General features: G+C 65.8%; 14 protein-coding genes and 1 pseudogene. 9 read left to right on the forward strand and 6 right to left on the reverse strand.

Annotation, left to right across the window (positions count from 1 at the left end; translation table 11 throughout):
- From BRAS3809_RS17105 to BRAS3809_RS17115, 3 genes are all read right to left on the reverse strand, one after another.
- Positions 1-731 (reverse strand): branched-chain amino acid ABC transporter permease (locus tag BRAS3809_RS17105; protein ID WP_035656543.1); only part of this gene is annotated, 731 nt, incomplete at its 3' end.
- A gap of 571 nt (positions 732-1302) precedes the next feature.
- A complete protein-coding gene (locus BRAS3809_RS17110; RefSeq protein WP_035656545.1) occupies positions 1303-3234 on the reverse strand; it encodes a long-chain fatty acid--CoA ligase in 1932 nt (643 codons plus the stop codon).
- Positions 3231-4052, reverse strand: coding sequence for an ABC transporter ATP-binding protein (locus tag BRAS3809_RS17115; protein WP_035644545.1), 822 nt, complete (start codon positions 4050-4052; stop codon positions 3231-3233). The genes BRAS3809_RS17110 and BRAS3809_RS17115 overlap by 4 nt, the downstream gene beginning before the upstream one ends.
- A 325-nt stretch (positions 4053-4377) precedes the next feature.
- Here BRAS3809_RS17115 and BRAS3809_RS17120 point away from each other — a divergent pair, with 325 nt between their 5' ends.
- The 3 genes from BRAS3809_RS17120 to fcl all read left to right on the forward strand — a co-directional run bounded on the left by BRAS3809_RS17120 (position 4378) and on the right by fcl (position 7226).
- Complete coding sequence (locus tag BRAS3809_RS17120) at positions 4378-5052, forward strand: Crp/Fnr family transcriptional regulator (protein WP_008963359.1); 675 nt, start codon at positions 4378-4380, stop codon at positions 5050-5052.
- Between the two features lie 124 nt (positions 5053-5176).
- Complete coding sequence (gene gmd, locus BRAS3809_RS17125; protein ID WP_085963506.1) at positions 5177-6259, forward strand: GDP-mannose 4,6-dehydratase; 1083 nt, start codon at positions 5177-5179, stop codon at positions 6257-6259.
- Positions 6243-7226: a GDP-L-fucose synthase gene (fcl, locus tag BRAS3809_RS17130; RefSeq protein ID WP_083839116.1), complete on the forward strand. Its 984-nt coding sequence runs from the start codon at positions 6243-6245 to the stop codon at positions 7224-7226. Before gmd ends, fcl begins: the two co-directional genes overlap by 17 nt.
- Positions 7227-7373: 147 nt before the next feature.
- On the opposite strand, the gene BRAS3809_RS17135 is transcribed toward fcl, so the two are convergent.
- Positions 7374-8198 (reverse strand): uroporphyrinogen-III synthase, encoded by an 825-nt coding sequence (locus tag BRAS3809_RS17135; RefSeq protein ID WP_008963362.1) that lies wholly within the window; start codon positions 8196-8198, stop codon positions 7374-7376.
- A 153-nt stretch (positions 8199-8351) separates the two neighbouring features.
- Here BRAS3809_RS17135 and purU point away from each other — a divergent pair, with 153 nt between their 5' ends.
- The gene (purU, locus tag BRAS3809_RS17140; protein WP_008963363.1) at positions 8352-9215 is read left to right on the forward strand and encodes a formyltetrahydrofolate deformylase; all 864 of its coding nucleotides are present in this window, start codon (positions 8352-8354) and stop codon (positions 9213-9215) included.
- Positions 9216-9536: 321 nt separating this feature from the next.
- Here the strand turns inward: purU and BRAS3809_RS37705 are convergent.
- A pseudogene (locus BRAS3809_RS37705) lies at positions 9537-10073 on the reverse strand (NAD-dependent epimerase/dehydratase family protein); the annotation flags it as partial.
- Positions 10074-10188: 115 nt separating this feature from the next.
- Entirely contained in the window at positions 10189-10443 is a 255-nt protein-coding gene (locus BRAS3809_RS17150) for a hypothetical protein (RefSeq protein ID WP_240535697.1), read from the reverse strand.
- A gap of 316 nt (positions 10444-10759) precedes the next feature.
- Here BRAS3809_RS17150 and BRAS3809_RS17155 point away from each other — a divergent pair, with 316 nt between their 5' ends.
- The 5 genes from BRAS3809_RS17155 to BRAS3809_RS17175 form a co-directional block, all read left to right on the forward strand.
- Complete coding sequence (locus tag BRAS3809_RS17155) at positions 10760-11938, forward strand: ABC transporter substrate-binding protein (RefSeq protein WP_008963366.1); 1179 nt, start codon at positions 10760-10762, stop codon at positions 11936-11938.
- A gap of 141 nt (positions 11939-12079) precedes the next feature.
- Positions 12080-12949 (forward strand): branched-chain amino acid ABC transporter permease, encoded by an 870-nt coding sequence (locus BRAS3809_RS17160; RefSeq protein WP_008963367.1) that lies wholly within the window; start codon positions 12080-12082, stop codon positions 12947-12949.
- 7 nt (positions 12950-12956) lie between these two features.
- A complete protein-coding gene (locus BRAS3809_RS17165; protein WP_008963368.1) occupies positions 12957-13994 on the forward strand; it encodes a branched-chain amino acid ABC transporter permease in 1038 nt (345 codons plus the stop codon).
- On the forward strand, positions 13991-14737 hold the full coding sequence (locus BRAS3809_RS17170; protein ID WP_008963369.1) for an ABC transporter ATP-binding protein: 747 nt from the start codon (positions 13991-13993) through the stop codon (positions 14735-14737). Before BRAS3809_RS17165 ends, BRAS3809_RS17170 begins: the two co-directional genes overlap by 4 nt.
- Positions 14737-15120, forward strand: a 384-nt coding sequence (locus BRAS3809_RS17175) for an ATP-binding cassette domain-containing protein (RefSeq protein WP_035656549.1), incomplete at its 3' end; no start/stop codon positions are given. The genes BRAS3809_RS17170 and BRAS3809_RS17175, both read left to right, overlap by 1 nt.

Consider the following 15120-nt stretch of genomic DNA (forward strand, 5'->3'; position numbering starts at 1 on the left):
CCGAGCACGGCGCCGCCGACGGAGTCGAGGCCGCCGAGGATCGCCGCCGGGAACACCTTGATGCCGTAGGCGGACAGACCCGAGGAGACGCCGTTGACCACGGCGACGACGACGCCGGCGACGGCCGAGACGGTCGCCGAGATCGCCCAGGCCATCGCGAACACGCTCTTCACGGAGATGCCGAGCGACTGCGCGACCTGCTGGTTGAAGGCGGTGGCGCGCATCGCGAGGCCGTATTTCGAGGCCTTGAAGAACCAGGCCATGCCGAGCATCATCAAGAGCGACACGACCAGGCTCATGACATAGACGGTCTGGATCTGCAGCCCGAAGATGTCGACCGCCTTGCTGGCGAAGACCGGCGGGAACGGCTGCGGGTTGACGCCGTAGATCCATTTGAGCGCGGCCTGGAACACGGTCGAGAGGCCGATCGTCACCATGATGACGGAGATGATCGGCTCGCCGATCATCGGCCGGAGGATGACGACCTGCACCGCAATGCCGAACGCGAACATGAAGATCAGCGTGAGCGGCATGCCGGCCCAGAACGGCACCTGGAATTTGGTAAGCAGCGTCCAGCACACCCAGGCGCCGATCAGGAGCAGCTCGCCTTGCGCGAAATTGACGACCTGGGTGGCCTTGTAGATCAGCACGAACGACATCGCCACCACGCCATAGAGCGTGCCGACCACGAGGCCGTTGACCAGGAGCTGGATGAGGAAGGCGGTGTTCATGATCGGAGTCACTCGTCATCGCCGGGGCAGACCCGGCGATCCCTGGCGAGAGGGCTTGTAGGGTGGGCAAAGCGAAGCGTGCCCACCATGAGCTGAGTTCTATGCGAGCCGGTGGGCACGGCGCTTTGCGCCTTTGCCCACCCTACGGATCGCGCTCTGATATCCGCATTTTTCGCAGTGGGATGGATGCGCGGGTCACGCCCGCGCATGACGACCGGATGTGTTGCGCCATCGGGGCTCTTACCCTCTTCCCTTGCGGGAGAGGGTGGCTGCGCGCAGCGCAGCCGGGTGAGGGGGTGTCTCCGCGGGCGAGCAAGAGGCGAGAGACCCCTCACCCGACCGCGCTCGTGTCGACCGGCAGTGCTGCCCTCTCCCACAGGGGGAGAGGGCGCAATCATGCGCAGTCGCGCTTGCTGTTGCCCAGGTCTGTGTTCGTCATCGCCGGGCTTGACCCGGCGATCCATCTTCAAAGGCGTTGTCGGAAGAGGATGGATGCGCGGGTCAAGCCCGCGCATGACGACCAATGGCGTGGTCGCTTCTGTGCGATGTGAGTTCAGGAGCAGCAGCCGCATCATTCCGCCGCCTCCGCCATGGCGCCGTGGCCGCCGAGATCCACCACCTTCAGCGTAGTGCGGATGCGCTGCGTCGTGCCGTCCTGGAAGCGGATGACGGTGTCGACGGGGATGGCCGGCTTGCCGCCATAGATGCCGTCGATGATGTCGGCGTATTTTTCGTTGATGACGCTGCGGCGCACCTTGCGGGTGCGGGTCAATTCGCCGTCGTCGGCGTCGAGCTCCTTGTACAGCAGCAGGAAGCGGGCGATGCGCTGCGCCGGCGGCAGATGCGCGTTGACGGTCTCGACCTCCTTCTGCAGCAGCGAATAGACCTCGTTGCGCGAGGCGAGATCCGAGTAGGTGGTGAACGCGATGCGGTTCTTCTCCGCCCATTTCGAGATGATCGAGTAGCGGATGCAGATCATCGCCGCGAGGTGCTCGCGGCCGGCGCCGAGCACGACGGCCTCCGCGATATAGGGCGAGAATTTCAGCTTGTTCTCGATATATTGCGGCGAGAAGCGCTCGCCGCGCGACGTCTCGGCGAGGTCCTTGATGCGGTCGATGACGACGAGCTGCTTGGCGTCGTTGAAATAGCCGGCGTCGCCCGAATGCATCCAGCCGTCCTTGATGTCGGCGGTCGAGGCGTCCGGATTCTTGTAGTAGCCGAGGAACATGTTGGGATGGCGGACGATGATCTCGCCGATGCCCTGGCTGTCCGGCTGATCGATCTTGATCTCGATGTCCGCGGCCATCGGCACGCCGGTCGTGTCCGGATCGACCTTGTCGTCCGGATGCAGCGTGTAGGCGCCGAGCAGCTCGGTCTGTCCGTACAGCGTGCGGAGCGGCACGCCCATGGCGCGGAAGAACTTGAACGTGTCGGGCCCGAGCGCGGCGCCGCCGGTGGCGGCCGAGCGCAGCCGGGTGAAGCCGAGCCGGTCGCGCAAGGCGCGGAACAGCAGCATGTCGGCGAAGCTCGAATGCTGGCCCTTGTCGAGCGCGGCCAGTCCGGCCGACATGCCCATGTGGTACAGCCGCTGCTTCAGCGGCGAGGCGTCCATGACGGCGGCGCGCACATCGGCCGCGATCTGCTCCCAGACGCGCGGCGCGAACAGGACGAACGTCGGCGCGATCTCGCGGAAGTCGTTCATCATGGTGTCGGGCTCTTCGACGAAGTTGACCTTCATCCGGCAGAGCAGGCCTTTGCCGAGCACGTAGACCTGTTCCATGATCCAGGGCAGCGGCAGCACCGAGACGTATTCGTCCTCCGGTCCCTTGGGGTCGAAGGCGAGATAGGTGGCGCAGTGCTTGAGCACCCGCGCGGCCGACAGCATCGCCAGCTTGGGATGCGAGGTGGTGCCGGAGGTGGTGCAGAGGATGGCGACGTCGTCGCCGACGGTCGCATCGACCATCCGGTCGTACAGATCGGGCTCGCGCGCAGCCCGCGCCCGGCCGAGCCCGGCGAGCTTGTCGGCCGGCATCAGCCTGGGATCGTCGTACTTCCGCATGCCGCGCGGGTCGGAATAGATGATGTGCTTGAGCGCCGGCACGCGGTCGGCGAGGTTGAGCAGCTTGTCGACCTGCTCCTCGTCCTCGGCGAACACCAGCCGCGCTTCGCCGTAGTTCAGGAGATAGGCGGCCTCGTCGTCGAGCACGTCGCGATAGAGGCCGAGGCTGTGGCCGCGGATCGCGTGCGTCGCGATCTCCGCAGCCACCCAGTCGGGCCTGTTGTCGCCGATGATTCCGATCACGTCGTCCTTGCCGAGCCCGAGCTCGACCATGCCGAGCGCGAAGTCGCGCACGCGCGCCTGGTAGTCGGCCCAGGTGAAGGTCCGCCACAGCCCGAGATCCTTCTCGCGCAGCGCGATCTCCTGGCCGTGCTCTCTGGCGTTCAGGCGCAGCAGCTTTGGATAGGTGTCGGCCTGCGTCACGCGGCCAGCATAGTCCATCATGCCGCGTCCTCCGCGATGGACGGCGCCTCGTCGGGATCGACGAGCAGTTCGTCCTCCTCGCCGAGATAGGCGCGCTTGACGTGAGGATCGGCAAGCACGGCGGCGGGATCGCCCTCGGCGATCTTGCGGCCGAAATCGAGCACCATGACGCGGTGGGAGATGTCCATCACCACGCCCATGTCGTGCTCGATCATCACGACCGTCATGCCGTATTCCTCGTTGAGATCGACGATGTAGCGGGCCATGTCCTCCTTCTCCTCGAAGTTCATGCCGGCCATCGGCTCGTCGAGGAGGATGAGATGCGGCTCCAGCGCCATGGCGCGGGCGAGCTCGACGCGCTTGCGCAGGCCGTAGGAGAGGGTGCCGGCCGGCGCCTTGCGCACCGACTGCAGGTCGAGGAAATCGATGATCTGCTCGACCTTCTCGCGGTGCTTCAGCTCCTCGCGCCGCGCGCCGGTGAGCCAGTACAGCGATCCCGTGAGGAAGTTGTTTTTCAGGAGGTGATGGCGCCCGACCATGATGTTGTCGAGCACGCTCATATGGTGGAACAGCGCGAGGTTCTGGAAGGTGCGGCCGATGCCGATATTGGCGCGCGCGTTCGGCGGCAGGCCGGTAATGTCGCGCCCCCTGTGGAACAGCCGGCCCTCGGTCGGCTTGTAGCGGCCGGAGATGCAGTTGACGATCGAGGTCTTGCCGGCGCCGTTCGGGCCGATGATCGAGAACAATTCGCCCTCGCGCACGCCGAAGCTGACGTCGGTCAGGGCTTTCACCCCGCCGAAACGCAGCGAGACTCCGCGCGCTTCCAACGTATAGTCCAAGTCGTCCTCCCGAACCGTCTCTCGGCGCTTGGCGCGCTCTCTCAAGGCATCGTGTCGCGCGACGTTGAATTCGTCGCTTTGTCGCAATCCTATCCCGGGGGCAGGTTCCGCGCCATCCGACGAATGACGGGTCGCCCCGGTGGGCGCATTTTGACGCATCTCGAAGCCATTGGCGTCGGATCCGGCCATCGAATGCGGTGGTCCTGGATAGGAGAAAGCGCTATCAGGAACTGTCTTGTGCCTGACAATTCCCAGGCAAAATTCACCGGGGTGTTGTTGCAATGCAATATGATCGCCGTGAGATTCGACACGACGAGATGACGGCTTGATTGCTTCCGACACCCTGCTGCGCATCGCGCCCTGGTCGCGCCATCTGAAGCCCGAGGAGATCGACGTCGCCGCGGCCGGCGTCGTCGAGCGCTCCTTTGCGGCCAACGAGCACATCTTCCTCCGCGGCGATCAGTTCGAATACTGGACTGGCATCGTCACCGGGCTGGCGCGCATGAGCACGGTGTCGCGGAGCGGCAAGGCGACGACCTTCGCTGGCATGTCGGCGGGCGCGTGGTTCGGCGAGGGCAGCGTGCTCAAGAACGAGCCGCGCCGCTACGACGTGGTGGCGCTGCGCGACACCCGCGCGGCGCTGATGGAGCGGCCGACCTTCATGTGGCTGTTCGAGAACAGCGTCGGCTTCAACCGCTTCCTTGTCACTCAGCTCAACGAGCGGCTCGGCCAGTTCATCGGCCTCGTCGAGGTCGGCCGCACGCTGGATGCGACGGCGCGGCTGGCGCGCAGCATCGCCTCGCTGTTCAATCCGATCCTCTACCCCAACACGACGCGCCACCTGGAGATCACCCAGGAGGAGATCGGGGCGCTGTCGGGCCTGTCGCGGCAGAACGCCAATCAGTGCCTCAAGACGCTGGAGCGCGAGGGTCTGCTGCGGGTCGAATATGGCGGCGTGACGGTGCTCGAGCTCGACCGGCTGCGCTGCTACGGGGATTAGATCTCTCCGTTAACGGATTGATTTCGTGCGGCTTTGCTGCTGGGACTTGACCGCTCGCCCCGGCTATGGACTGGTCGTTCGGAACCCGCGGCTCCGACGGCCGGGGCAGTGCGTTGGAGACGGTATGGTGGGCCAGGACTGCAGAGGCCGGGTGGCGCTGATCACGGGTGTGACGGGGCAGGACGGCGCCTATCTCGCCGAATATCTGCTCGGCCTGGGCTACACCGTCCACGGCATCAAGCGACGTTCGTCGTCCTTCAATACCGCGCGCGTCGATCATCTCTACCGTGACCCGCACGAAGACAACGTGCCGTTCCTGCTGCATTACGGCGACATGACCGATTCCACCAACCTGATCCGGCTGGTGCAGCAGATCCGCCCCGACGAGATCTACAATCTCGCCGCCCAGAGCCATGTCGGCGTCAGCTTCGAGAGCCCGGAATATACCGCCAATGCCGACGGGCTCGGCGTGCTCAGGCTGTTGGAAGCCATTCGCATTCTCGGCATGGAGAAGCAGACGCGATTCTACCAGGCCTCGACCTCGGAGCTGTATGGCCTGGTCCAGGAGATCCCGCAGCGCGAGACCACGCCGTTCTATCCGCGCTCGCCCTATGGCTGCGCCAAGCTTTACGGCTACTGGATCACGGTGAACTATCGCGAAGCCTACGGCATGTTCGCCTGCAACGGCATCCTGTTCAACCATGAGAGCCCGATCCGCGGCGAGACCTTCGTCACGCGCAAGATCACCCGGGGCGTCGCCCGGATCGAGGCCGGCCTGGAGGAGACGATCTATCTCGGCAATCTCGAGGCCAAGCGCGACTGGGGCCATGCCCGCGACTATGTCGAAGGCATGCATCGCATTCTCCAGGCCGATGCGCCGGACGACTACGTGCTGGCCACCGGCGAGACCCATTCGGTGCGCGAGCTGGTCGAGCTCGCCTTTGCCGAGGTCGACCGTCGCATCGAATGGCGCGGCGAGGGCGTCGAGGAGACCGGCATCGATTGCAGATCCGGCAAGACATTGGTGCGCATCGACCCGACCTATTTCCGGCCGACAGAGGTCGATCTGCTCGTCGGCGACTGCAGCAAGGCGCGCGACAAGCTGGGCTGGACGCCGAAGACGAGCTTCGCGCAACTGGTGAAGGAGATGGTTGCGAGCGATCTCAGCACGGCGCGGCAGGAGACGACCCGTGGCCACGCCTTTTGATCTCCCGCCTTTTCGTCCCCAGCCTTTTGATCTCCATGGCAAGCGGGTCTTCGTCGCCGGCCATCGCGGCATGGTCGGCAGCGCGCTGGTGCGGCGCTTGGCAAGCGAGGGCGTCGAACTGCAGACCGTGTCGCGCGGCGAGGTCGATCTGCGCGACCAGGCCGCGGTGTTTGCATGGTTCGCGCGCGCGAAGCCCCAGGTCGTGTTCCTCGCCGCCGCCAAGGTCGGCGGCATCGTCGCCAACAACACGCTGCGTGCCGAGTTCATCTACGACAACATCGCCATCGCCACCAACGTCATCCACGCCGCGCATGTGAACGGCGCCGAGAAGCTGATGTTTCTCGGCTCGTCCTGCATCTATCCGAAGCTCGCCGCCCAGCCGCTGCGTGAGGATGCGATGCTGACCGGGCCGCTGGAGCCGACCAACGAGCCCTATGCGATCGCCAAGATCGCCGGCATCAAGATGGTCGAGGCCTATCGCAGCCAGTATGGAGCCGATTTCATCAACGTGATGCCGACCAATCTCTATGGCCCCGGCGACAACTATCATCCCGAATACAGCCACGTCGTCGCCGCGTTGATCCGCCGCTTCCATGAGGCGAAGCTGGCTGATGCACCTGAGGTCGTGGTGTGGGGCACCGGCACGCCGCGGCGCGAGTTCCTCTATGTCGACGACATGGCGGACGCCTGCGTGCACCTGATGAAGACCTATTCGGATCGCGAGCTGGTCAACATCGGTACCGGCGAGGACATCACCATCGCCGACTTCGCCCGCGTCGTCGCCGCGACCGTCGGCTATCAGGGGCGCCTCGGCTTCGATCCCTCGCGCCCCGACGGCACGCCGCGCAAGCTGCTCGACGTCTCGCGCCTGACCAGGCTCGGCTGGCGCGCGACCACCTCGCTGGAGGACGGCATCGCGCGCGCCTATCAGGCGTTCCTGCGTGAGACGGGGCAGGCGGCCGCCTAACACTCCGCCGTCGTCCCGGCCTTGAGCCGGGACCCATAGCCACCGAGCGCCGTGAGACGCGTGGGACGGGCCGCCTGCCTGTTTCGGACATCACGCGGTATGGGTCCCGGGTCAAGCCCGGGACGACACTTGTCGTTTGGCCGTGCGCTACGCCTTCACACCCAGCGCCGTGGCCATCGCCGAGATCAGCGGCTTCATGAAATAGGCATCGCCCGCCGGTGTGATCGATGGCGACAGGCCATGCGCGGCCAACTCCTCCGTCACGACAGGCCCGACCGATGCGATCTGCGTGCGCGCCAGGCCTTGCCGCAGCCGATCCTCCACGCCGTGCGCCTTGGCGACATCGAACAGGCGTCGCGGCTGGCCCGAGCTCGTCAGCGCGATGGCATCGACCTTGCCGGCGGTCATCTCGTCGATGGCGGTGAGGATGTTCGCATCGGCCGCCTTGGCGTCGTAGACGTAAGGCAGCACGGCATCGACCTCGGCACCGGCAGCCTTGATGGCGCCGATCAGCGCGGAATGATCCTTGTCGGGATAGAGCTGCAGCCCGAGCCGATGACCTTTCAGGTCGTAGCGACCCAGCAGTTCGGCGACGCCGTCCGAGGTCGGCTTCTCGGTCGTCACCTGCGCCTCGAGGCCGAGCTCGCGCAAGGCGCGACCGGGCTTGGGGCCGCGGGTGAACTTGCGGGCCTTGCCGAGCGCGGCCACGAACTCGGTTTCCACACCGATTCGCCGCACCACGGTCATCAGCCGCCGGAGTCCTTCGCCGGTCATCAGCACGAGATCGTCGAACGGCCTGTCGATGCAGCGGCGGATCCAGGCCTCGATCGGCGCCGGGTCCGGTGCGTCCTGGATCGTGAACATCGGACATTGCAGCACGTCCGCGCCCTGCTCGGCGAGCAGCCGCGAGAATTGCGCCTCCTCGCGGGTTTCCAGGATCAGGATGCGGTTGCCGGTCAGCCGGTCGGCCATGGCCATGCTCCACGAGGAGAGGTGATGTTTTGTTCATCCTGCCCCCTCGCCGAGCGTTGGCGCAAGGGCGCGGAGGGTGATAGAGCAGGGCGAGAGCCGGCCGCCAGGCCCGCCGCATCATTCATCCTTCTCATCTGCCGGTCCATCATCGCCATGTCCGACCACCAGTATGTCCTGACCCTGTCCTGCCCGGATCGTCCGGGGATCGTCTCGGCCGTTTCGACCTTCCTTGCCCATAACGGCCAGAACATTCTCGACGCCCAGCAGTTTGGTGATTTCGAGACGGGTCACTTCTTCATGCGCGTGGTGTTCACCGCTGCCGATCTCGCCGTCAACCTGCCGGCGCTGCAGACCGGCTTCGCGGCGATCGCCGAGCGCTTCGCGATGGACTGGCAGATGCGCGACCGCGCCGGCCAGCGTCGCGTCATGCTGCTGGTGTCGAAGTTCGACCATTGCCTGGTCGACATCCTCTATCGCTGGCGCACCCGCGACCTGTCGATGATCCCGACCGCGATCGTCTCCAACCATCCGCGCGAGACCTATGCCGGGCTCGATTTCGGCGACATCCCGTTCCACCACATGCCGGTCACCAAGGAGACCAAGCGCGACCAGGAGCAGGCGATCCTGAAGCTGGTCGACGACACCAAGACCGATCTCGTGGTGCTCGCCCGCTACATGCAGATCCTGTCGGACGAGATGTCGGCGAGCCTGTCCGGCCGCTGCATCAACATCCATCACTCGTTCCTGCCGGGCTTCAAGGGCGCCAAGCCGTATCACCAAGCCTATGAGCGCGGCGTCAAGCTGATCGGCGCGACGGCGCATTACGTCACCCGTGATCTCGACGAGGGCCCGATCATCGATCAGGACGTCGAGCGCATCAGCCACCGCGACACGCCGGAGGATCTCGTGCGCAAGGGCCGCGATATCGAGCGCCGCGTGCTGGCGCGGGCGATCCGCTATCACCTCGAGGATCGCGTCATCCTCAACGGCCGGAAGACGGTCGTCTTCATGGATTGATCGAAGCGCGGACGGAAGTCGCGGGCGGCCCAGCCGAAATCGCGGATCGCCGGCCGGGCGTCGAACGCCATGTCCTGAGTCATGCGCAGGCCCATCGCGACATTGGCCTCGGGGTACAGCGGCGCAATCAACGGAAACAGCCGGCGCCATGCCGCTGCGGGAATCGACGGCGTCCGCCGCCGCAGCCCGAGCCCGTCGAAGATCCGTCCGATCATCTCCCGGTAGGTGAGGGTCTCGCCGCCGCCCAGAGCATAGATCCGGTTGGCCGCGGGCGGGGGCGGCTGCCGCCGCCATCATTCCCGCGGCGAGGTCCTCGGCATGGACCGGCTGGCGCAGGCCGGTGCCGCCGCCGACCAGCGGCAGGACACGGAAGCGACGGATCAGGCTCGCCAGCAGCGTGACGTTGCGGTCCTGTCCTTCGCAGTAGATCAACGTCGGCCGCAGAATGGTCCAGCCGACGCCGCGCCGCTCGCAACCTTCGATGATCGCCTGCTCGGCATCGACCAGCGACTTGCAGGCGGCCCGCTCAGAGGCGATCTCGCTGCTGCCCTTGGTGAGCGCGCTGGTCGAGCTCAGAGCGACGACCCGCGCCACACCGGCCGCGAGCAGTTGCGGAAGTGCCGGTGCCAGCGAGGTCGCGTGCGTGGCGCAATACAATGTACCGGTCGCGGGAAGCCGGAGAGGCTCGGGGTCCGAAAGGTCTCCGCCGAGATGATCGACGTCGGACCGCCCAGGCGCTGAGCGGCAGACGCTCAAGGGACGTTCGCCCCGCGCCACGAGCTGGTCGAGCAGATGGCTGCCGACCAGGCCGTTGCCGCCGATCACGATGCTTTGGGGGTGATTGAGGTGTCTGCCCACGCCAGTCCGTCCGGCCGTTCTTACCGGGCTGGGTCAAGAGATGACGTGGCGGGATGTTCCTATCGCGGCTCAATCGGGTTGAAATCGCGGTCGCAGGAGCAGTGTCGGCAGCCTGTCAGCGGGCAGGGGTGGTCGCCTGCACCTTGGCGTCGGACTGCGTCTCCTTGTCGCGTTCGGCCGCCGGCAACTGCCGCTGCCGTTCGCGCTCCTGCATGAAGCGCGCATATTCGGGGGTGCCGGGCCTCGGCGGGGCGTCCGCCGGCAGACCGCCGGCCCAATGCGGCATCAGGTCGCCCATGCCGGCGCCGACCTTCTCGTTGATCGACGAGCAGCCGGCCAAAACCAGCGCAGCCCCGGCCAGCACGGTCATCGCGGCAAGCGATCTCGCGCCAAAGACAGTCCGAGCCGGCATTGAGGGAGCACCTTTCATTGTCGCCGCCGCGACCCTAGCGGCTTGCCATCAAATGGCAAAATTTGACCGTTCGAAGTCGGAGTAATATTATACCTTTAAAAGGCGGTGATCTATTCCGGAAACTTACCGTCCACGAACGCTCCCATGAACGCCATTGACAATACCGTGCCGAGTCCGCAGCGATGCGCGCGCGATATCGTGAAAGACATCGCACCGGTGAGACAGCAATGGACGGTGGACTTTCGGTCCTGATCCGACCAGGGAGGTGGTTTCAATGTTCGTGCGAAACAAGACACTGACGCTCGCTGCCAGTGCGGCCATGGCCGCGGCGCTCGCGTCCGGTGCGGCGCGGGCCGAGGACGTGTTCAAGATCGGCCTGATCGTGCCGATGACCGGCGGCCAGGCGTCGACCGGCAAGCAGATCGACAACGCCATCAAGCTGTACATGCAGCAGAATGGCGACACGGTTGCGGGCAAGAAGATCCAGGTCATCCTCAAGGACGACGCGGCGCTGCCGGACAACACCAAGCGTCTCGCGCAGGAGTTGATCGTCAACGACAAGGTCAACGTGATCGCCGGCTTCGGCGTGACGCCGGCCGCCTTCGCCGCCGCGCCGCTCGCCACGCAGGGCAAGATCCCCGAGGTCGTGATGGCCGCCGGCACCTCGATCATCACCGAGAAGTCGCCCTATATCGTCCGCACCAGCTTCACCCTGCCGCAGTCCTCGACCATCATCGGCGACTGGGCGGTCAAGAACGGCATCAAGAAGGTCGCGACGCTGACCTCGGACTACGCGCCGGGCAACGACGCGCTGGCCTCGTTCAAAGAGCGCTTCACCGCCGGTGGCGGCGAGATCGTCGAGGAAGTCAAGGTGCCGCTGCAGAACCCGGACTTCGCGCCGTTCCTGCAGCGCATGAAGGACGCCAAGCCGGACGCGATGTTCGTGTTCGTCCCGGCAGGCCAGGGCGGCAACTTCATGAAGCAATATGCCGAGCGCGGCCTCGACAAGAGCGGCATCAAGGTCATCGGCCCGGGCGATGTGACCGACGACGACCTGCTCAACGACATGGGCGACGCCGTGCTCGGCGCGGTGACCGCCCATATCTATTCGGCGGCGCATCCGTCGGCGAAGAACAAGGAGTTCGTCGCGGCCTACAAGAAGGCCTTCAACAGCCGTCCCGGCTTCATGGCGGTCGGCGGTTATGACGGCATCCACCTGATCTACGAGGCGCTGAAGAAGGCCGACGGCAAGACCGACGGCGATTCACTGCTCGCGGCAATGAAGGGCATGGCCTGGGAGAGCCCGCGCGGCCCGATCTCGATCGACCCGGAGACGCGCGACATCGTCCAGAACGTCTACATTCGCAAGGTCGAGAAGGTCGACGGCGAGCTCTACAACGTCGAGTTCCAGACCTTCGAAGCCGTCAAGGATCCGGGCAAGGCGAAGAAGTGACGCTGCTTCAGCAGCGTCATCCCTGGGCGTCGGCGCAAAGCGCCGGCGAACCCGGGATCTCGACATGACGGAAGAGATTCCGGGTTCAGCGCGCCGCGCTGCCCCGGAATGACGATCTCCAACCCGGTTCGCTCCCTTCTCATGACCGCCATCCTCACCAACCTGTTCGACGGCGTCGCCTATGGCATGCTGCTGTTCGTGCTGGCCTGCGGGCTCGCCGTGACGCTCGGCCTGATGAACTTCGTCAATCTGGCGCACGGCGCCTTCGCCATGGCCGGCGGCTATGTCTGCGCCGTGCTCGTCAACCGGATCGGCTGGCCGTTCTTCGCCGCGCTGCCGCTGGCCTTCGTCGCCAGCGCGATGATCGGTGCGGTGCTGGAGCGGACGCTGTACCAGCATCTCTACGCGCGCAGCCATCTCGATCAGGTGCTGTTCTCGATCGGGCTGGTGTTCATGACGGTGGCCACCGTCGACTACATCATGGGCTCGTCGCGTATCTTCATCAAGCTGCCCGACGTGCTGCAGGGCCAGTTCGACATTTTCGGCGTCGGCATCGGCCGCTACCGGCTGATGATCATCGTGATCTGCGGACTGCTCACGGTCGGCCTGCAGCTCGTGCTGTCCAAGACACGGTTTGGCAGCCGGCTGCGCGCCGCGGTCGATGATCCGCGCGCCGCCAGCGGCCTCGGCATCAACGTGCCGCAGGTGTTCGCCTTCACCTTCGCGTTCGGCTGCGGCCTCGCCGGCCTCGGCGGCGCGCTCAGCGCCGAGATCCTCGGCCTCGACCCGTATTTCCCGCTCAAGTTCATGATCTACTTCCTGATCGTGGTCACCGTCGGCGGCTCGTCCTCGATCACCGGCCCGTTCCTGGCCTCGCTGCTGCTCGGCATCGGCGACGTCGCCGGCAAATACTACGTGCCGAAGCTCGGCCCCTTCGTCATCTACACCATAATGATCGTGATCCTGATCTGGCGCCCGAACGGCCTGTTCGGTCGCACGGCGACGCGGTGAGGATCGCATGACCACGAATGCACAAACCGAAGTCGGCTTCCACGCCAGGCAGCATGGCCGCTGGCACTGGAGCGAGTTCGCCTTCTGGATCGTCGTGCTGGCGGTCGGCCTCGCCTTTCCGTCGCGCTACCTGATCATGACCGAGATCCTGCGGCTGGCGCTGTTCGCGCTGTCGCTCGATCTGATCCTCGGCTATGCCGGCATCGTCTCGCTCGGCCACGCCGCCTTCTTCGGCGTCGGTGCCTATTGCGCCGGGCTGCTCTCGGTGCACGGGATCATCAACGAGCCGGTGCTGGCGCTGATCGTGGCCGGCCTTGCCGCAACGGTGCTCGGCTTCGCCACCAGCTTCCTCGTCATCCGCGGCGTCGACCTGACGCGGCTGATGGTGACCCTCGGCATCGCGCTGCTGATGGAAGCGCTCGCCGAGCGCTTCTCCAACATCACCGGCGGCACCGACGGCCTGCAGGGGATCGACATCCAGCCGATCTTCGGCGTGTTCGCCTTCGACATGTTCGGCAGGACCGGCTTCTTCTATTCGCTGGCGGTGCTGTTCGTGCTGTTCCTGCTGGCGCGGATCATCGTGCACTCGCCGTTCGGCCTGTCGCTGCGCGCGATCAAGAACAACCCGCTGCGTGCCTCGGCCATCGGCATTCCCGTCAACAAGCGGCTGATCGCGATCTATACCGTCGCGGCATTCTATGCCGGCATTGCCGGGGCGCTGTTCACGCAGACGACGGCGCTCGCCTCGCTCGACGTGTTCGCGTTCGAGCGCTCCGCCGATCTCGTGCTGCTGCTGGTCATCGGCGGCTCCGGCTATCTCTATGGCGGCCTGATCGGCGCGGCCGTGTTTCGGATGCTGCAGGAACTTTTCCAGTGGATCACGCCGCAATACTGGATGTTCTGGATCGGCCTCGTGCTGGTGGTCATCGTGATGGTCGGCCGCCACCGCATCCACGCCTATGCGCTGTGGCTGCCCAATCTGATCCTCAAGCAGATCGCTGGCCGCAAGGCCGCGGTGGTCCTCACCGACAACGAGGCGCCATGACCTACGCACTGGAAACGCGCGGCCTCGACAAGCATTTCGGCGGCCTCCACGTCACGCGCAATCTGTCGCTGCAGATCAGGCCCGGCGCGCGGCATGCGCTGATCGGCCCGAACGGCGCCGGCAAGACCACTGTGATCAATCAGCTGACCGGCGTGCTCGAGCCGAGCGCGGGGCGCATCCTGCTCGAGGGCCAGGACATCACCGATCTGCCGGTGCACAAGCGCGTGCTGCGCGGCCTGTCGCGCACCTTCCAGATCAACCAGCTCTATCCGGACCTGACCCCGCTCGAGACCATCGGGCTTGCGGTGTCGGAGCGGCTCGGCGGCGGCGGCAACTGGTGGCGACGCATGGGCACGCGCGACGACATCAATGCCGAAATCGCCGACACCCTGGAGCGCTTCCGCCTGCTCGACGTGATGAACGACCGCACCTCGACGCTTCCCTATGGCAAGCAGCGCCTGCTGGAGATCGCGGTCGCGATCGCCGCCAAGCCGCGCGTGCTGCTGCTCGACGAGCCTGCCGCCGGCGTGCCCGAGGGCGAGCGCAAGGACATCCTTGCCGCCGTCGCCGCGCTGCCGCGCGACGTGACGGTGCTGTTGATCGAGCACGACATGGATCTCGTCTTCTCCTTCGCCGACCGCATCTCGGTCCTGGTCTCCGGTGCGCTGCTGGTCGAGGGCGCCCCCGACGAGGTCGCGCGCGATCCGCAGGTGAAGGCGGTCTATCTCGGCGAGGCCGCGTGATGACCGATCTGCTTTCAATCGAGAACCTCCGCGCCGGCTACGGCCAGGCGGTCGTGCTGCCGAACATGTCCTTGAAGCTGCCGGAAGGTCAGGTGCTGGCGCTGCTCGGCCGCAACGGCACCGGCAAGACCACGCTGATCAACTCCATCGTCGGCGTCACCCGCCGCTTCCAGGGCAGGCTCGCATTGGCCGGTACCGACATCACCGGCTTGCGCGCCGATCAGCGCGCCCGCGCCGGGATCGGCTGGGTGCCGCAGGAGCGCAACATCTTCCGTTCGCTGACGGTCGAGGAGAACATGACCGCGGTGGCGCAGCCCGGGCCGTGGACCATCGAGCGCGTCTACCAGATGTTTCCGCGGCTCAAGGAGCGGCGCAACAATTTC

Origin of the sequence: Bradyrhizobium sp. STM 3809, from assembly GCF_000239795.1 — a bacterium.
In the GTDB taxonomy this organism is placed as follows: Bacteria; Pseudomonadota; Alphaproteobacteria; order Rhizobiales; family Xanthobacteraceae; genus Bradyrhizobium.